This is a genomic window from Nostoc sp. C057 (genome assembly GCF_013393925.1).
Lineage (GTDB): Bacteria > Cyanobacteriota > Cyanobacteriia > Cyanobacteriales > Nostocaceae > Nostoc > Nostoc muscorum_A.
Genome location: NZ_CP040281.1, coordinates 4,642,868 through 4,661,653 on the forward strand (window position 1 = coordinate 4,642,868; position 18,786 = coordinate 4,661,653).

The 18,786-nt window shown below is 41.4% G+C and carries 17 protein-coding genes and 1 tRNA gene; 9 read left to right on the plus strand and 9 right to left on the minus strand.

All coding sequences use genetic code 11. The features are described 5' to 3' along the window. Positions 1-43: 43 nt before the first annotated feature. Positions 44-472 (minus strand): hypothetical protein, encoded by a 429-nt coding sequence (locus tag FD724_RS19960; RefSeq protein ID WP_179073822.1) that lies wholly within the window; start codon positions 470-472, stop codon positions 44-46. A 39-nt stretch (positions 473-511) separates the two neighbouring features. Continuing rightward, positions 512-2,320: an ABC transporter ATP-binding protein gene (locus FD724_RS19965; RefSeq protein WP_179073823.1), complete on the minus strand. Its 1,809-nt coding sequence runs from the start codon at positions 2,318-2,320 to the stop codon at positions 512-514. A gap of 545 nt (positions 2,321-2,865) precedes the next feature. On the opposite strand from FD724_RS19965, the gene FD724_RS19970 reads away from it, so the two are divergent. The 8 genes from FD724_RS19970 to FD724_RS20005 all read left to right on the plus strand — a co-directional run bounded on the left by FD724_RS19970 (position 2,866) and on the right by FD724_RS20005 (position 12,942). Continuing rightward, positions 2,866-4,554: a SulP family inorganic anion transporter gene (locus FD724_RS19970; RefSeq protein ID WP_114081356.1), complete on the plus strand. Its 1,689-nt coding sequence runs from the start codon at positions 2,866-2,868 to the stop codon at positions 4,552-4,554. 243 nt (positions 4,555-4,797) lie between these two features. Next, positions 4,798-6,105 carry an Nramp family divalent metal transporter gene (locus FD724_RS19975; protein ID WP_179073824.1) on the plus strand — a complete coding sequence of 436 codons (1,308 nt, stop codon included), beginning with the start codon at positions 4,798-4,800 and terminating at the stop codon, positions 6,103-6,105. A 141-nt stretch (positions 6,106-6,246) separates the two neighbouring features. Next, complete coding sequence (rbsK, locus tag FD724_RS19980) at positions 6,247-7,179, plus strand: ribokinase (RefSeq protein ID WP_179073825.1); 933 nt, start codon at positions 6,247-6,249, stop codon at positions 7,177-7,179. A 209-nt stretch (positions 7,180-7,388) separates the two neighbouring features. Then, a complete protein-coding gene (locus FD724_RS19985) occupies positions 7,389-8,444 on the plus strand; it encodes a glutathione S-transferase family protein (protein ID WP_179073826.1) in 1,056 nt (351 codons plus the stop codon). A 174-nt stretch (positions 8,445-8,618) separates the two neighbouring features. Then, the gene (locus FD724_RS19990; RefSeq protein ID WP_179073827.1) at positions 8,619-9,503 is read left to right on the plus strand and encodes an aspartoacylase; all 885 of its coding nucleotides are present in this window, start codon (positions 8,619-8,621) and stop codon (positions 9,501-9,503) included. 225 nt (positions 9,504-9,728) lie between these two features. After that, positions 9,729-10,712, plus strand: a complete 984-nt coding sequence (locus FD724_RS19995) for a polysaccharide deacetylase family protein (RefSeq protein ID WP_179073828.1) — start codon at positions 9,729-9,731, stop codon at positions 10,710-10,712. 147 nt (positions 10,713-10,859) lie between these two features. Next, positions 10,860-11,099, plus strand: coding sequence for a hypothetical protein (locus tag FD724_RS20000; protein WP_012409257.1), 240 nt, complete (start codon positions 10,860-10,862; stop codon positions 11,097-11,099). A gap of 244 nt (positions 11,100-11,343) precedes the next feature. Further along, complete coding sequence (locus FD724_RS20005) at positions 11,344-12,942, plus strand: Hsp70 family protein (protein WP_179073829.1); 1,599 nt, start codon at positions 11,344-11,346, stop codon at positions 12,940-12,942. A gap of 304 nt (positions 12,943-13,246) precedes the next feature. Here the strand turns inward: FD724_RS20005 and FD724_RS20010 are convergent. From FD724_RS20010 to FD724_RS20040, 7 genes are all read right to left on the minus strand, one after another. Next, a protein-coding gene (locus FD724_RS20010) for an IS630 family transposase (protein WP_256874324.1) occupies positions 13,247-14,301 on the minus strand; the annotation gives its coding sequence in 2 pieces (ribosomal slippage) (positions 13,247-13,906 and positions 13,909-14,301; 1,053 coding nt in all). Positions 14,302-14,579: 278 nt separating this feature from the next. Then, positions 14,580-15,143 (minus strand): Uma2 family endonuclease, encoded by a 564-nt coding sequence (locus FD724_RS20015; protein WP_179073830.1) that lies wholly within the window; start codon positions 15,141-15,143, stop codon positions 14,580-14,582. A 179-nt stretch (positions 15,144-15,322) separates the two neighbouring features. Continuing rightward, the gene (locus tag FD724_RS20020) at positions 15,323-15,862 is read right to left on the minus strand and encodes a L,D-transpeptidase (protein ID WP_179073831.1); all 540 of its coding nucleotides are present in this window, start codon (positions 15,860-15,862) and stop codon (positions 15,323-15,325) included. A gap of 285 nt (positions 15,863-16,147) precedes the next feature. Then, positions 16,148-16,390: a hypothetical protein gene (locus tag FD724_RS20025; RefSeq protein ID WP_179073832.1), complete on the minus strand. Its 243-nt coding sequence runs from the start codon at positions 16,388-16,390 to the stop codon at positions 16,148-16,150. Between the two features lie 3 nt (positions 16,391-16,393). Further along, positions 16,394-16,909, minus strand: a complete 516-nt coding sequence (locus tag FD724_RS20030) for a L,D-transpeptidase (RefSeq protein ID WP_179073833.1) — start codon at positions 16,907-16,909, stop codon at positions 16,394-16,396. 112 nt (positions 16,910-17,021) lie between these two features. Then, positions 17,022-17,654 carry a bifunctional 4-hydroxy-2-oxoglutarate aldolase/2-dehydro-3-deoxy-phosphogluconate aldolase gene (locus FD724_RS20035; protein ID WP_179073834.1) on the minus strand — a complete coding sequence of 211 codons (633 nt, stop codon included), beginning with the start codon at positions 17,652-17,654 and terminating at the stop codon, positions 17,022-17,024. 294 nt (positions 17,655-17,948) lie between these two features. Continuing rightward, positions 17,949-18,021, minus strand: a tRNA-Val gene (locus tag FD724_RS20040). Between the two features lie 143 nt (positions 18,022-18,164). Here FD724_RS20040 and FD724_RS20045 point away from each other — a divergent pair. Next, positions 18,165-18,785 (plus strand): metal-binding protein, encoded by a 621-nt coding sequence (locus tag FD724_RS20045; protein WP_179073835.1) that lies wholly within the window; start codon positions 18,165-18,167, stop codon positions 18,783-18,785. Position 18,786: the final 1 nt, after the last annotated feature.

Consider the following 18,786-nt stretch of genomic DNA (forward strand, 5'->3'; position numbering starts at 1 on the left):
ATTAGAAACGACTCTGCTATACAAATAAATAAGCCTTAGTTAGTTATAACTTCAACTCCTCCTTCATCCTCTCTTCCAGCACATCCAATAACCCATCTACATCCTTCCCAGATTGCTCAAAACAAATCGGTGGTGCTGGTTCCGGTGCAAACTGAATTAACTTAATTTCCCCCTTCCCAATCCCAATCATCACAACTTCTATTTCCGGTTTGTGATTTTCAACAATTCCCAAAATTTCTTGCAGCCGATTCTCAACTTTAATATTTAAATTCTCTATCTGTTCTTTCGGACAATAAACAAAATGCGGCGTTGGTTGCAAATCAATACCAACAGTACCCTGAGTGTCACCATTAGCTAACCACAATCCCCAAAAAAGCGCCGCTAATTCCTGCTGATTTGCTTTGACAAACCTATCCAACTGGACACGCCACTTGTTATCACCTGATTCTGGTTGATTATTGCCAAAAAACATAAATAATTCGTAATGAAGACACAAAACAATGGGCGAAACTTATCTCAAACCTGACTGTACACGCCAGAGGCTAGAATAAATTCCATCTTTCTCCAGCAATTGCTCATGAGTGCCCGACTCTACTAATTTCCCATGTTCCATGACATAAATGCAATCGGCGTTGCGGATAGTGGAAAGACGATGAGCGATCGCAATTGTAGTTCTATCTACTGTAATCCGTTCTAGCGATCGCTGGATTGCTGCTTCTGTCTCATTATCCACCGCCGAGGTAGCTTCGTCTAAAATCAGAATGGGCGGATTCTTTAAGACTGCGCGTGCGATCGCAATCCGTTGTCTTTGTCCACCAGATAACTTTTGTCCTCTTTCCCCCACAATTGTCTCATAACCTTGGGGCAAGTTAATAATAAATTCGTGCGCTTCGGCTATCTTCGCCGCCGTGATAATTTCTTGCTCTGTAGTCTCAAAGCTACCATAGGCAATATTCTCTGCTACAGTGCCATGAAATAGAAAGACATCTTGACTCACTAAACCAATACAACGGCGTAAATCTTGCAAATTCAAACTTTGCAAATCAATGCCATCAATAGTAATGCTTCCTGTTTGCACTTCGTATAACCGCAACAAAAGTTTGACTAAAGTGCTTTTACCAGAACCAGTTGAACCGACAATTGCAATGGTTTTCCCCGCCGGAATATCCAAAGACAGATTTTTAATTACTGGAAATCTATCTTTATAAGCAAAATAAACATTTTTAAATTGCACTTCACCGCGCACTTCATTCACAGGTAACGCCACATCACCTGTATGAATGGCGATAGGAGTATCTAACAAATTCATGACTCGATTAGTAGAAGCCATTGCCCGTTGATATTGGTCAAAAGTTTCGCCTAATCTTGTTAAAGGCCACAGCAAGCGCTGGATTAAAAATACTAATACGCTGTAAGTACCTACAGACATGGCTCCAGAAACTGCTGCCATCCCACCATATAAGAGTAATGCCGTGAAACCTACCAAAATCAGCATCCGAATTAACGGTACAAAAGCAGCAGAAAGAGTAATTGCTTTGGCATTACTGCGGCGATAAGCGTCACTATCTAATTCCAAACGAGAGGCTTCATAAGTTTCGGCAGTGAAACTTTTAATGGTAGTTATTCCACTAATATTGTTTGACAAACGCGAATTTAGGAAACCAACCTTTTCCCGGACATCAGCGTAGCGAGGCGCAAGCAGTCGTTGATAAGCAAAAGAACCCCAGAGGATAAATGGCATTGGTGACAAAGCCATCCACGCGACACTAGGAGCCAAAATAAAGAAAGCAGCGCCAATAATTAGAACAGTTGCAGAAACTTGGATAATATCATTTGCTCCTCCATCCAAAAAACGCTCTAATTGGTTAATATCATCACTGAGGATAGACATTAAACCACCAGTGCTACGTTCTTCAAAATAAGCTAATTCCAACTCTTGCAAATGTTTGTAGGCATCCAAACGCAAGTCATGCTGAATATTCTGAGCTAAATTTCGCCAAAGTCGAGCGTAGGCGTATTCAAAAACAGATTCTAGTATCCAAATGATGACAGTGAGGAAGGAAATAATCAAAAATTGTTGAAAGACATCGCGTACCCCTAACTGGGCAATTATAGAATCCTGCTGTTTAACGACTACATCCACTGCCACGCCAATTAAGCCTGGTGGTGCCAAGTCGAAAAATTTATTGAGGGTAGAATAAGTAGTCGCCAGCCAAATTTGTTTACGATACTGGTGTCCATACTCAAGCAAGCGCTGGAGAGGATGCGTTGAATGTTTACGCCTTCTTGATGCCCGATGAGATTTTAATACAGTAGCCACGGCTTTTTGCGGTTTCGTGCAGTTGATATTACCACAGAACAAAGTCTTGAGTCCTGAATCTGAAGATTGAAGACTTAATTCAGACAGACTGATGAGAGGATGTTTTAAAAGTCATGATTGATGTATCAAATATTTTTTACCCCACCCTAACCCTCCCCTTATAAAGGTGAGGGAACTAGATTTTCTTGTTTCCCACCTTTATAAGGGGGGATTAAGGGGGGTAATAATTCGATTAAAATCACAACATACCACTTTTAAAACATCCTCTGAGGCACTTAAACCCAGTCCTTTATGAAGGAATAGAATTGATCGAAATCTTATCCACCTCTGAGTTAGCTTCATCTAAAACCAAATTGGGTGGATTCTTCAAGACTGCACCCTACAAACTAATGACAATATAATTTTGACTTTTTTTCGAGATGTCTATAATAAAGGGGCTTTTACCCGTGGCTTTTTAAGATTTTGGGTATTATGCTTAATTTGCCGCATATCATATCACATCTATATGTGCAGCAAAAAATTGTCTATAAGAGTTAAAACTGAATATGGCAATCTCTAATATCCTCGAAGAACCACAGCTTTTACGTCTGAATCGCTGGTTTAGTGGACTGCGTGGCGATTTAACGGGTGGACTAACAGCAGCAGTGGTAGCATTGCCTTTGGCTTTAGCCTTTGCAGTAGCGAGTGGTGTGGAACCAAAGGCGGGACTTTATACCGCTATTGTGGCGGGAATTGTCGCGGCAATTTTTGGCGGTTCGCCAGTACAGATTACAGGGCCGACAGGTGCAATGGCTGTGGTTCTGGTGGGAATTGTCGCCAAGTACGGCCTTGAGAAAGTTTGGATTGCTGGGGTAATGGCTGGAATTATCCAGATTGCCTTGGGAGTTGCCAAACTTGGACAGCTAGTGAAGTTTATTCCCTATCCAGTGACGGCAGGCTTTACCAATGGTATTGCCGTGATTATATTTTGCGGTCAATTAAATAATTTCTTTGGTTTACAAATACCACGTAGTGAACACTTTTTGCCAGGGCTTTGGCAAAGTTTAACTCATGTAGAAGCTCTAAATTGGGCTGCTGTTGGGTTAGCAATTGTGGTAATGGCAGCCAACATTTTATGGCCCAGGATTAATAGGACAATACCAGGTTCTTTAGTGGGGTTGGTGTTGGCAACGGGGATAGCAACTTATTTTCATCTGGATGTACCCACAATTGGCAGTATTCCACAATCTTTACCAATGCCTCAAGGTATTCCCCACTGGAATGATTTTAGTGTGATTCGAGAACTGATTAATCCGGCTTTGGCTTTGGCTGCACTGGGAAGTATTGAATCGTTACTATCGGCGGTAGTGGCTGATGGGATGACAGTGAGCGAAAAACACAATAGCGATCGCGAATTAATTGGCCAAGGATTGGCAAATATTATTATCCCATTTTTTGGTGGTATTCCCGCAACAGGTGCGATCGCTCGGACTGCTGTCAATGTCCGTTCGGGCGGCAAAACCCGACTATCTGGGGTAATTCACGGCGTTGCTTTAGCCATTATTGTTTTGACTTTAGCACCCCTAGCAGCACAGATTCCCTTAGCAGCACTTGCTGGCATCTTAATGGTAGTTAGTGTGCGGATGATTGAGTGGGAAGCCATTGGTTTATTGATGCGTGCTACCTACTCCGACTTTGCGGTGATGATTCTCACCTGGCTAGTAACAATCTTGTTTGATTTAGTTCTCGCTGTAGAAGTAGGATTGATTGCAGCCGGAGCATTGTTTATCAAACGGATGAGCGATTTAAGCCTAGTTAAAATACCTGAAACCGAAGTATTTCCCCCTGGTACTCCTCTGGAATTAGGTAAGGAAATTGCGGTTTATCGCGTAGATGGCCCTGTATTTTTTGGTGCTGCTGAACGCTTTGCTACCTTCCTCCGCGATGAACCGGAAGTGAAGTATTTAATTCTCCGGTTGCGCTTTGTACCAAATATGGACACAACTGGGTTAGTAGCTTTAGAAGATATTTACCATGACTTGGAACGGCACAATTGCCGCTTAATTCTCACAGGCTTACAACCCGAAGTCAAACAACTATTAGAACGAACAGGGTTGTTAAAAACAATTGGCTTATCAAATTGTTTTGAAACAACAACAGATGCGATTTGCTCTATCTCTCCTCAGATTCGAGAATGTTCTCAGCCTGTAGCAGCTGATTTGAAAACAAAAGAATTGATGGAATTAAATGACTGATATTATTTGTGTTTGAAGATGACTCTATAAGCTTGTAGAGGCAATTCATGTAGACGCGGAGCATACTCTACGAGTTCTTCAACGGATTACCCGCAGAGTATTGCCCCTACATGAATAAGGCGCAGGATCGCATGGAATGGATATAACCCAAATCTATTGATCCATACTCACCTAAAGGTTGATGTTTATTCTATATTTCATGAGATTATGAAAACAATATGAGAATATTTAACGACAAAGTAAATGACTCCCCCAGAAAACAAACCTAGCTTACCAGAGGTTCACCGTAGTATTGGAGTTCCTAACAGCAGCAGCTTTTGGCGCAAGATGATGGCTTATACAGGGCCAGGATATTTGGTTTCAGTGGGATATATTGATCCTGGAAATTGGGCAACAGACATCGCTGGGGGGTCAAAGTTTGGCTACACTCTGTTAACAGTGATTTTGCTGTCGAACCTGATGGCGGTATTACTCCAATCATTATGTGTACGTTTGGGAGTTGCTACAGGGCGAGATTTGGCACAGGCTTGTCGGGACTATTTCAGCCGAAGGGTAAGCTTTTGTTTATGGGTACTGTGTGAAATTGCGATCGCAGCTTGTGATTTAGCAGAACTACTCGGAAGCGCGATCGCACTGCAACTTTTATTCGGTATTCCCTTAGTATGGGGTGTTTGCATCACAGCATTGGATGTACTGCTATTGTTATTTTTGCAACATAAAGGCTTTCGCTATACAGAAGCCCTGGTAATAATGCTGGTAGGAACAGTAGGCATCTGTTTTACAGCTGAAATTCTATTTTCTCGCCCTGATATGGGGGGTATTTTATTGGGATATGTGCCCAAGAAAGAGATTTTATACAATCCAGAAATGCTCTATATTGCTATTGGTATTTTAGGGGCGACAGTGATGCCTCACAACTTATATTTACACTCCTCAATTGTACAAACCCGTAGTTGGCAGCCTAATACCGAAAAAAGATGGGAAGCAATTAAGTTTGGCACAATTGATTCAACTTTTGCTTTATCCTTAGCACTATTTATCAACTCAGCAATTTTAATTGTGTCTGCTGCAACATTTCATTTTTCTGGTAATCAAGATGTGGCAGAAATTCAAGATGCTTATAAATTACTTTCACCATTATTAGGAGTTAGTGCTGCCAGTGCTATTTTTGGCATTGCTTTACTTGCTTCTGGACAAAGTTCAACGCTAACTGCAACTCTGGCAGGACAAATTGTTATGGAAGGCTTTTTGCAATTTCGCTTTCCATCTTGGTTACGCCGTTTAATAACTCGTCTACTTGCAATCATTCCAGCGTTAATCACTATCATTATTTTTGGTGAGAATAGTACAAGCAGTTTGATAGTTTTTAGCCAAGTTATCCTCAGCTTACAGTTACCATTTGCAGTGATTCCATTGGTGATGTTTACGAGTAATCGCCGCTTGATGGGTGAGTTTGTAAATCCCTTATGGTTGAAATCGTTAGCCTGGTTAGTTGCTATTGTTATCGTAGGTTTAAATGTTTGGTTGCTATTACAAAGTATTTTGAGATGATTGTTATCAGGTAACAGTTAAGATGAAATAACAGATGCGTAGCGATTCAATGTCATGCTGCAATTGGAAAAAGTTAGACCTATAAACCGTAGCAATCGCTTGCTGTACTATTAAGCTAAATGACTTTAAAGATCAACAAAAATGAGCATTATCGTCTTCGGCAGCATAAATATAGACTTGGTAGCAACAACACCCCGATTGCCAGTCCCAGGAGAAACGTTGCTAGGAGAAAAATTTTTTAAAGTTTCGGGAGGTAAAGGAGCGAATCAAGCTGTAGCATTAGCAAAACTGGGAATTCCTACCCAAATGGTGGGGCGTGTCGGTGCAGATGATTTTGGTGTGGAACTTGTCAATAATTTGCAATCATCTGGTGTGCAGATTTGCAATATTTTCGTCGATAATACTGTTAGTTCTGGAGTCGCCATTATCGCCGTAAATCATGCTGGGGAAAATCAAATTATTGTAATTCCTGGTGCAAATGGGTGTGTTAATCAAGAAGATGTAGAGCGATTGTCCCAGTTATTACCAGAAGCGACAGCACTGCTTTTACAATTAGAAATCCCGATTGCTGCGGTGATTGCAGCCGCTAAAGCAGCAAGAAAAAGCAAAATCAGGGTAATTCTCGATCCAGCACCCGCACAATCTGATTTCCCAGATGAACTTTACCCATTAGTGGACATTATTACACCGAATGAAGTTGAAGCCTCACAGTTAGTAGGTTTTCCTGTGGATGGAGAGGAACAAGCGGCAAAAGCAGCCGAAGTTTTATTACAACGGGGTGTGAAATGTGCGATCGTTAAACTGGGTGCTAAAGGTGTTTTTTGTGCAACTGCTGAGGAAAAGTTTTTTGTCCCCGCGTTTCTGGTTCATGCGGTTGATACAGTAGCTGCTGGTGATGCTTTTAATGGTGGATTAACGGCGGCACTTTTTGCAGGACTTTCTTTACATCAAGCAGTTTTTTGGGGTGCAGCAGCAGGTGCTTTAGCGACGACAAAATCAGGCGCACAAACTTCACTGCCCGATAGGTTTACATTTGATACGTTTCTTAGGGAAAAGGCATCTATCAGAGATTAAGTAAGCGTAAATAATTGTCGTTGAAACTAAATCCTCATTAAGCCTTTTAGTAAATTAATTGGCAATTTATTACAGCAGATACAGATATTAAAGTCTGGAAAGTAAGCAGTTTTTTATAAAAGCAATACCTCCTTGGTTATAGATGTAGCAAAGCGATCGCAAGTTTGATACCATTAGCTTGTAAGAATTCCCAATGCAAGATTGTCACCATGAGCAACTCGACTCCGATGGATGACGAAAAAAATCTCCCCAAGAAAAAGGGGAGGACACTCCCTCCGAAGCTCATCATCTGGCTGGGAAAGTTTGTCTGGACGACTATGTGGCAGATAATGATGTCAAAGCTTGCTCCTAGCAATCAATCGGGAGCATATATTCGTCCTAATAGCCAGTTTCGCAAGTTCATTGGTACAGAAGAAGGAAATCCACACCCACCAGCAGCAGGGCGCTACAAACTCTATGTTGGGTTGGGTTGTCCTTGGGCGCATCGAACCCTGGTTGTGCGATCGCTCAAAAAACTCGAAGCGGTAATATCAGTATGTATTGTCTCTCCTTCTCCCATTGAAGGCGGTTGGATATTCAACGAAGAAGAAGAAGGTTGTCGTACACTAGCTGAATTTTATCAACTGGCAGAACCTGGTTACAGTGGACGCTCAACAGTTCCAATTTTATGGGACAACCAAACAAAAACTATCGTTAATAATGAGAGTTCAGAGATTATCGTCATGCTGAACTCGGAATTTAACGAGTTCGCCAACAATCCCACACTGAATCTTTACCCAGAAGCACTTAAAGAGAAAATTGACTGGTGGAATGAGAAAATTTATCACGCGGTAAATAACGGTGTGTATCGCTGCGGTTTTGCCCAAACCCAAGAAGCATACAATCAAGCCTGTAATGAACTGTTTGCGACTCTCGATGAGATTGACATTGCATTGCAAACTAGTCGATATCTGTGTGGAGATAATCTCACGCTTGCAGATGTCCGTTTATTCACGACGTTGTTTAGGTTTGATAGTGCCTACTACGGGTTGTTTAAGTGCAATAGACAGCGAATTCGAGACTATCAAAACTTGGGAGCTTACTTAAGGGATGTATATCAGCTTCCCGGTGTAGCTGACACCTGCGATGTCGAGAGTGTGAAGCGAGACTACTACGGGAACCTCTTCCCACTCAACCCCGGTGGGATTATTCCTGATGGGCCTGATATGTCTTATCTTTATGAACCATCGGGGCGCGATCGCATCGGCATACTGAATGCTTCATAATGTACATTGAAAAAGAGGCAAGGGAGCAGGGAGCAGAGGAGCAGGGGGAGAGAAACAAACAAGTGTATTTCGAGCTATTTTAGTAGTAAAAATTACTAAACATTTCTCTTTGCTCCCCTGCCCCCTGCTCCCTGCCTATTGATTGAGAGGCTGCATTCTAGAGTTGGTGTAATTGTGAACCAGATTAATCGAGTTGCAATTGTTGGTGGAACTCATGGCAATGAGTTTACTGGGGCCTATTTAATCCAAAAATTTGCTCAATTTCCCGACTTGATTACTAGACAAAGTTTTGAGACAGTTACTTTGCTAGCAAATCCTAACGCTTTTGCCGCCGGGAGGCGATATGTAGAGAAGGATTTAAATCGCTGTTTTCTCCAGCAAGATTTACAAGATTCAACTCTTAATAGTTACGAAGAATTGCAAGCTAAATCAATTCAGGACACTCTAGGATCAAACAGAAATAAACAAGCAGATTTTATCTTAGACTTACACAGCAGTACTGCTAACATGGGTCTGACAATTATTTTGGTAAACAGTCATCCATTAAACTTGCAATTGGCTGCTTATCTCAGTCAGATTAGCCCTTTAGTGAGGATTTATCGCTGTTCTTTTAAATCAATTGCAGAAAATCCATTTGTAAATTCCCTGTGCGAATTAGGCTTTGCGATCGAGGTTGGCCCTATTGCCCAGGGTATATTAAAAGCGACGTTGTTCCAACAAACAGAAGAACTTGTTTATGCGGTTCTCGACTATCTAGAACAGTTTAATCAAGGTAAAATTTCATCAACTAATGAAACGTTGATTCTCTATGACCATTTATCAGTTGTGGACTATCCAAAACAACAGGATGGGAAAATCTTTGCGATGATTCATCCAGAGCTTCAGGACAAGGATTACCAAGCCTTGAACCCAGGAGATCCAATATTTATAACCTTTGATGATAAAACAATTGTTTATGAGAATGAATCTACCGTTTGGCCGATTTTTATTAATGAGGCAGCTTACTACGAAAAGGGAATTGCAATGTGTTTGACTCAAAGGCAGCAAATCAATATCTAGTAGGATGTTTAAAATTTTTTGTATAATCGCTTTTTATTGAAACTAATGATATAAATTGAGCATCATAATCTAGAAAATATGCTGATTTAATTTATAATCTCTGTAGCTGGTGCGATGTCTAAAAGCGCGTCGTAGTAACTTCTAATGAATAAAGTTGCAGGTTATTAAATCTGTCTTCCTAAAACTTAATTTACGCTTAAAATTATCCAAATACTTAAACTCATAATGAAAACGAAGCAACGAGGAAACAAACCAATAGCCAGTCTTTCTTTAGACTTGGATAATGTTTGGTCTTTTCTAAAAAATCAGGGCGCTCCTGGTTGGGAGACTTTTCCCTCTTACTTAGATATTGCAGTCCCTCGTTTCTTAGATATTTTTCAGCAGTGGAATGTGACAATCACGGTCTTCATTGTGGGTCAGGATGCCGCCCTGGAAAAGAACACTAAGGCTTTACAAGCGATCGCTAACGCTGGTCACGAAATAGGTAATCATTCATTTTACCACGATCCTTGGCTACACCTATATTCAGAGGATGAAATTGAACAAGAAGTGGCGTTAGCCGAACAACATATCAAGCGCGTTACCCATCAACATCCTATCGGCTTCCGGGGACCTGGATACAGTTTTTCGCCTGCGGTATTGAAAGTCCTAGCACGACGGGGATACGAATATGATGCTTCAACTTTTCCCACATTTTTGGGGCCCATAGCACGAGCTTATTATTTAATGACCTGTAAACTGAGCAAGGAAGAACGCAAAAAACGCGAAGCGTTGTTTGGCGGTTTCAAAGACGGTTTGCAGCCTTTAAAACCTTACCAGTGGAAGATGGGTAAGGATAAATTGACTGAAATTCCCGTTACCACCATGCCAATTTTCAAGGTACCAATTCACTTCAGTTACATAATGTATATAAGTACATTTTCTTCGGAAGCTGCGTTACTATATCTCCGAATTGCCCTATGGTTGTGTAAACTTACACGTGTCCAGCCTTCTTTGCTATTCCATCCTACAGACTTTGTAAGTCAAGAGGATGTGCCAGAGTTATCATTCTTCCCTGGAATGAGTCTCCCCACCTACAAGAAGCTGGCAATAGTGAATAAAAGTTTGGAAATTATATCCAGTCAGTTCAATGTTGTGACTGTTGGACAACACGCCAAATCCGTAGCTGATGCCCATAAAATACCAGTATTAGTGCCTCAGAAGAGGTAAAAATATCATTTATGCGATTTGTATCCTTAATACAGGCAAAATTAACTTTGACCTGTTTCAATTTTGAAACCAGCTGACATTTGCTAGCAAGAATGTGTAAAGTAATTGAAAGTAAATTACTATCTCTAATCTTTAGCACATCTATCTATGGTTAGAAAAACTCAACGCCTTTTGCTGCTAGTTATTTCCTGTAGTATAACTGGTGTAATTTTAGGAGGTACTGCTGCTTGGGCAGAAAGTAATCTCTGCTTAGAAGACAGTAAGGTTACAAGCGACTGTCTAACTCAAGATCCGATCCAAAAAACTATCCAAGGAATGAGTACCGGATTGTTAGCTGGGGCTGGGGCCGCTTGTGGTGCAGCATGGCAGTTAAGGCATGAAGATTGAGTTAGGAGTAGAGACGCGATTAATCGCATCTGTACAATAGTTAGGTCGTGAAAGTGGTTGTAGCTACGCAAAAAATGATTTGTTATATACCAAATTATTTTTTGCGTAGCTTACTGCCGCAGGCATCGTCTCATTAATTTCTCAAACGGCCGTTGGATTATCAATTGCATTGTTGATGGCTTATAGAGAATAATCACAGATAAAGCAGCTTTAGCCTCTTCGTGCGAGATAATAAATATAAAATATGGTGATCGCAATCGATTTTGGTACTAGCAACACAGTCATTGCTCGTTGGAACCCTGTAACCCAGCAGCCAGAAACCCTGACTCTACAAGGTTTATCAATTAAACAAAGTCTCAATCCGCCACTAATTCCCAGCTTGGTTTATGTTGAAGACGCAACCCAAAATAAAGTATTAGTCGGGCAACAAGTACGCGATCGCGGTCTTGACCTCAAAGGTGAAACTAGATTTTTCCGCAGCTTCAAGCGGGGTATTGGTGCAGATATCCAAGGTTTCTTACCCGAACTAGATGGGCAAATTGTCACCTTTGAACAAGTAGGGCAATGGTTCCTCACCAAAGTAATTGAAGAACTAGCACCCCTACAAGGTGGGTTAGATTCTCTCGTGTTAACTGTACCCGTAGACAGTTTTGAAGCTTATCGTCACTGGTTGGGGAAAGTTTGCCAATCCCTTCCCGTCGAACAGGTGCGAATGCTGGATGAACCCACAGCAGCCGCCTTGGGTTATGGCTTGGCAGATCAAGAAATTCTTTTGGTAATTGACTTCGGCGGCGGTACTTTAGATTTGTCCCTTGTCCGATTGGATCAAGGCGTGCAAGCAACTACAAAGCCGTTGGGATTTCTCCTCAAGTGGGGTAATAAGTCTCTGGCTGAAGATTCAAAACAAAAAGTTAAAACTGCCCGTGTCCTGGCGAAAGCTGGACAAAATCTAGGCGGTACTGATATTGATAATTGGTTGGTAGATTACTTTGCCAAAACTCAAGAGTTGGCGGTAAGTCCCTTGACAACACGATTGGCAGAACGAGTAAAAATTCAGCTATCAACCCAAAACCAAGCTAGTGAAGTTTATTTTGATGATGAAACATTTGAAAGTTATGAATTGGAATTAAACCGCGACACTTTTGATAATATCCTCAAAGAACACGCATTTTTTGAGTTATTGGATGAGTCGATGACGACACTGTTGCAGCAAGCAAAGCGCCAAGGGATAGAACTTCCTGATATTAATGCCGTTTTGTTAGTTGGGGGAACAGTGCAATTACCAGCAGTGCAGACATGGATAAAACAGTATTTTGAGCCAGAAAAAATCCGTTGCGAACGTCCCTTTGAAGCGATCGCTCAAGGTGCTTTACAGTTAGCTCAAGGGATACAAATCAAAGACTTTCTTTACCATAGTTATGGTATCCGCTACTGGGATCGCCGCAATCAGCGCCACAAATGGCATTCTTTAATTAAAGCTGGACAAGCATATCCAATGAGTCAGCCAGTGGAATTAGTTCTAGGTGCTTCTTTGGAAAATCAGCCCAGCATTGAATTGATTATGGGAGAATTGGGAGCAGATACGGGTAGTACCGAAGTTTATTTTGATGGCGATCGCTTAATTACTCGCCGTATGGAAAATACTGAAACCAGCGTCAAGCCTCTCAACGATCAAGAAGGTGCGAGGACAATTGCTCAACTGACACCAGCCGGATATCCTGGAAGCGATCGCATCAAAATTCTCTTTCAAGTTGATGAGCAACGCTTTTTGCGAATCACCGTTGAAGATTTATTAACGAATGACACGCTTTTGGAAAATCAACTTGTGGCACAGTTGAGTTAGATATAATGCACATCATCAGTCGTAAAAAGCTGCGCGAATTTTGCCAAAATTATGCTGATTCCTGTGATGCACTTAAAAACGGTTATTAAAACAGATGAGGAAAATGAGCAAGCTATTACACTAGCTGAGTAACTATCTCATCGAGTTAACCGAACTTTGGAAGAGTCGGCATTATTAGACCTCTTGATCGCCCTGATAGAAAAATATGAGGATGAGCATTATCCAATAGGAGAATCAACGGCGCACTCAATGTTCCTCCATCTAAGTAGGTAGGTGGGAAAATTTACAACTATGTAACGAAAGTTTAACCAGAGCCATTAGAGCCAAATTTAATACGTTTTGTACTGTGGTTGCCTTTTTCTCCCCTAGCTTTAACGCCATCAATCACCGCGTAAGCAAGGTCTAACTCATCATCAAATATTTGCCCACATAATTCATCTTTTTTCAGGTGCTGCCACTCCAATTCAATTGGATTCATCTCGGAGCAGTATGCAGGCAAAAAGAAGATGTACAAACCCATCTGTTCCCACTTTAACCATAGTTTTTGCACTTCAAGACATCGGTGTATCGGTCCGTTATCCTGCACAATTACCCTAGTGCGCCCGGTTTTTTGAGCTTCCGTCGCTTCAATTTCCATCATTTGAATGTAAGATTTACGACTAACACCACCAATAACTAGACCGTAAATAAAGCTGATTAAAGGTTGAAGAAACCCGATAATACTTAATCTCCGACCACGACGCTTGGTTTGCTCTAAGCGTTTTTGCTCACCTCTAAAGTAATAGGTGTAACCTGGTTCACTCCACACACAGAATCCTGATTCATCTAGATACTTTAGGTCTATTTCTCCGGTAGCTGCGGATAATTCCAACATATCTAGGTCTGCTTGTTTCTTCGCTCTGACTACGGGGTCTTGTTTTCTCTTGTGGCTCTTCTTGGCTCGCTTCCAATAGACCCCCTTTTTTTGAGTACCCGTCTTAATCTGTCGGGACTCAATTTTATGTGGCGCTCGCTTTCTAATTTCCGGGAGAGTTGAAAACTATTGTATGTACGTGGTTCTTCTCTGAGGCATTTTTCCAACAATACTATGTCCTCCTCCTTCCACTTCGGTTTTCCTCCTCGACCTGGTAATTCCCAAAGCCCTTCTATACCTAACTTCTGCCATTTATGTAAGACTTCTCTTACTGTTTGAACACTCCAGTCAAAGTGAGCAGCTATTTTTTCTACGTACCAACCATGCGCGTTTAATCTGATTGCCTCTGCTCGATCTTTAACTTTCTGTGGTACATCCACAGTTCTCAGGTTTAACAGGGTTTGGTCTTGCTCACGCGTGAGGAATACCCTTAAGCGAGCGCCCATAACATTTGTTACCTCTGTAAGTACATTTTCCGTATTTATTTATCTTAATATAGTTGGGTTTTTTCCCACCCACCTACTTAATCGATGCTCAGAATGTTAAGGAAGCTGAGTTAGTAGCAATTCTTGGTTCAAGAGAGGTTGTTTCTCAAGTTATGAGTGGAAAACAAGAAATTACCCAGGAGATGGCTAAGGTCTTAGGGAGCTTTTTTCACGTTGATACTAGTTTGTTTGAGAATTAAAGCGATGTCTACGATGGGCTAAGTCTACGCAACTTATTTTTAACCACCCATCTTTAACCATCCAAAAACTTGATTGACGGTTAGTGTAAGTTCAATTTCCGGTAATACAGGCAAAAAATCTTCTCCCTGGAGTAGTACTGGCTGTTGCTCTGGTAGAAATACCAAAATACTCAGGTCATCAGGATCAAGAAACCATCCCAGGCGGCTACCATACTTTAGACAGTAGAGAATATTTCCAATTACTTTGTTGGGTTTTTGTTCTGGCGAAAGAATCTCAATCGTCCAGTCTGGTGGAAGTTCAAAATTATCAGGTACTTCATTCTCAACGGTAAACGGTATACGTCCCCACTGAAATACAGCTACATCAGGTACAATTGAGCGATCGCCAAAACTACACCGTAATTCTGGAAAAGCATAGGCAATCTTCTGATTTTCTGCAACTCCATTAACAACAGCACCAAGTTTGCCTTGCAAGCGGCTGTGTCTCCCTTTCGGCATTGGCTTAGGAATAATCTTACCGTTAATATATTCGCTCGCAGGCTTTGTTTCTGGAAGCTTCAGAAACTCTTCCAGGGTAAGTAGTTGAGTAGTTGAGTAGCTCATGACTCCTGAATCCCTCGAAGATGTGTTTTTAGTCTAGCAGTATCTATGGACAGGTGCATTCACAGAGTTAAATCACCTATCCATACATTGAGGAAAAAATTGCACCATTGATTAATTCATCATCACGATAATTCGTAATTAAAACTCTTAACTACGAATTACGAATTACGAATTACGAATTATTTATGCACCACTACTGAAGTCCCATAGCTAGCCCAATTGTAAATATTGCGTGCTTGCTTAACAGGTAAATTTACGCAACCGTGGCTGACTGGAGTGCCAAAACGATTATGCCAGTAAGCACCGTGGATGGCGTAGCCTCTGTAAAAATACATTGTGTAAGGAACATCAGGAATATTGTAGCCCCTGCCTCGCATCCGGTGAGTGCGATACTTAGAATTAATCCGAAATCTACCTATGGGTGTGGGAGTCGATCGCTTCCCTCCAGAAATACGGTATGAATAAACAAGTTTTTTACCTTCCCATGCACGTAACCGTTGTTCTGACAGGTCAATTTCAATCAAGCGAGGTTGGGATGTTTGCCTAATATTAAACTCAGTGATGCCATTTTCATCTACTGACGCAGCGATCGCTGTATCAGAGTGGCGATCGCCTGCTAACGGTGCTGACCAAGAAAATAAAGCCACCACCATCAGCGCTACGCCTGTACAAAAAGTTTTGGAAGAACGAATCCCACCACTACGAATCCAGGATTGCATTATGCCTTACCTTCTAAAGTACGCAAAAATTATGAAGTGAAGTAATTTTCTGGAAACTACAATTTTCCAGGGTGATTACTAATTTGCTGTGAAGGATTTACGCAATTCATCCGCTAATGCTTTTCCAAACCAGTCCTAAACTAATCCGCATTTAATTAGTCATTGGTCAGTTGTCATTCATTAATGACTAATAACAACTTTTACAAAAAAAATCTGTAATTTAAATGCGTCAATGCAAATTTTCCCGGAACTAATATTTGCATTTGGAGTTTCACACAGTAATTGTCAGGATTTACGCTTATTTCTTTGGGGCAAACTGGATAATACCAAATTTAGGAAAGGACTTTTAGTCCTAAATAGCAAATCTAAAATCCAAAATTGGTCTGAATCCCCTTTTATATATTTTATTTCAAATTCAGTAATTCCGACTCCGAAGATTCCCAGCATAAAATCTTGCTGGGAATCACTTAATTGTCTTGATTTTTTGTTATTTATGATTTTACCTAAATTGCCTTCTGACTGCTTCACCTACTATTTCTGGATGACTATCGGTGTCCCTACTGATGCCCACTGAAATAGCCATTTTGCATGTTTGGGTGCGATATTCACACAGCCGTGGCTGACTGGAGTGCCAAATCTCTTATGCCAATAAGCTCCGTGAATAGCATAATTACCTTCGTAAAACATCGCATAAGGAACGTTGGGAACATTATAGTTTTCTCCCTGCATTCGCGTAGTTTTGAACTTAGATTGAACCTTAAAAGTCCCAACAAGAGTGGGAGTAGCTTTTTTACCAGAGGAAATAGCACTTCCATAAACTACTCTGTCACCTTCCCAAGCTATTAATCGTTGCTTTGAAAGGTCAATTTGAATCCAGCGCTGCTCTGATTGTTGTAATGTCTGGATTTTTTGGGCAATTACTTGATCTTTGGAATTTGCCCAAACTTCACTCGTTCCAGTAGTAGTAAAAACACTTAAAGACAGTGCTGTACCAGTAAGTAGTATTTTTAAGCGATGCACCCAGTCAGGATAAATCAGTTTTTTCATTTTAGATACACTCACACTCAAATCATGAAGTCTTGAGAAACTTATCAGGTTTCACTTTTATTCCCTATCTATTACTTTAATAGACGTGAATTTTTAATGATTTGATTCTAATTTAACCTAACTGTTGTAGGAGGTTTTTTGCCCTAGATGCGATCGCTTGCCAATTTGCCTCTGTGACAAGCTTTTTGGGAAATAATTCACCGCTCAAACCGACAGCGATCGCTCCGGCTTGCAAAAATTCTTTAGCATTTTCCAGAGTGACACCGCCTGTAGGAATTAAGGGAATCTGACTTAGTGGCCCTTGCAAACTTTTAATGTAATCAGCTCCTCCCACTGCTTGTACGGGAAACACTTTTACACAACTAGCGCCCTGACTCCAAGCGGTAACAATTTCTGTAGGAGTCAAGGCTCCTGGGATGATAGGTATATCTTTTTCTTGTGCTGCTTGAATCATTGCTGAGTCAACGTGGGGTGTGAAGAGGAATTGCGCCCCAGATGCGATCGCTTCTTGTAGCTGTTGCACATTGAATAACGTACCAGTGCCAATAGTACAAGCGGGTAATTTTGAGCGTAGTTGACTGATTAATTCTCCAGCGCGATCGCTATTCCAGGTAATCTCAATCAGTTGCATTCCCCCAGATGCTACAGCCATTGCCATTTCCTGTCCCACTTCAAGTTTAGGGGCGCGGATAACTGCGATCGCACGATGTTTTTGCAATTGTGATAACCAAATTTCATTAGGCATTTTGACTGGGAATTAGGAATTAAGGACATTCCAGTAAGGTGTTTTAGCGCGACAGCGTAACGCACCTGTTATCTGTAGGCGGCGCATTAGGCTTAACTCCGTAACTACTGGATAATTTATTTTCTGGAAGTCCCATAATTCCAATACAGACCTAACCCTATCTGCAAGAGCAAGTACTCTCTATTCTGAAGATATGCAAGATGGGTTAATAGTAGCTAGCTAATTAAGAATTGTGAATCGTTTAAAAAAGGCTAGAAACTGCATCTAAGCTGTTTCTAGCCTTTATTTAATTAATGGGCAGTACCAGACTCGAACTGATGACATCCTGCTTGTAAGGCAGGCGCTCTACCAACTGAGCTAACCGCCCGCTTGACCAATCCTTAACTAATATAGCAGAGGATTTTGCATTGCGCTAGTAGTTTTGGGAAAATCTTTTTTTCTCTTATACTGGCTCAGTATTAAGTTACTCAGCACGGGCTAAACGCCCCGCTATCGCTAACAGGATTCAGGATGCCCTCTGGTCGGACGCATGATCGCATTACTATGTATGCTCTGCCGTTGGTGGCGGGCATTACTTTCTGGCAGACTCGCAGTAGCAATGCGACTTTGTTGGTTGCAGGCGGGTTTCTATTTGGAGGGCTGATGTTTGGCCCCGATTTGGATATTTACTCTGTGCAATTTCAACGCTGGGGTTTCTTGCGCTGGATTTGGCTACCTTATCAAAAAAGTCTACGGCATCGTTCTTTTTTATCCCACGGGCCAATTATTGGCACGATTCTGCGAATACTTTATCTAGGGTGTTTGCTAGCTATCTTGGCAATTTTGGTTTTGGCAATTGCCGAAAAATTATGGAATCTGAGTTTTACTTGGCAAGATTTGGGACAAACTGTGGGGCGATCGCTCCTGCAATATGATACTGAATATATCGCCCTGTTTTTAGGGTTGGAACTTGGTGCAATGAGCCATTCTCTGAGCGATTGGAGTGGTTCGGCATACAAGCGCGTGCGAAAGCAGGGGGTTCGGGGGTTGCTTCCTAGTGGCAAAATGAAGAAGCGGAAAGTTACAAGTCGCGGTACTCGTCGAGCTACAGTTACCAGAAAGAGCAACGGCAGAACGACAAAGGACAAATGAC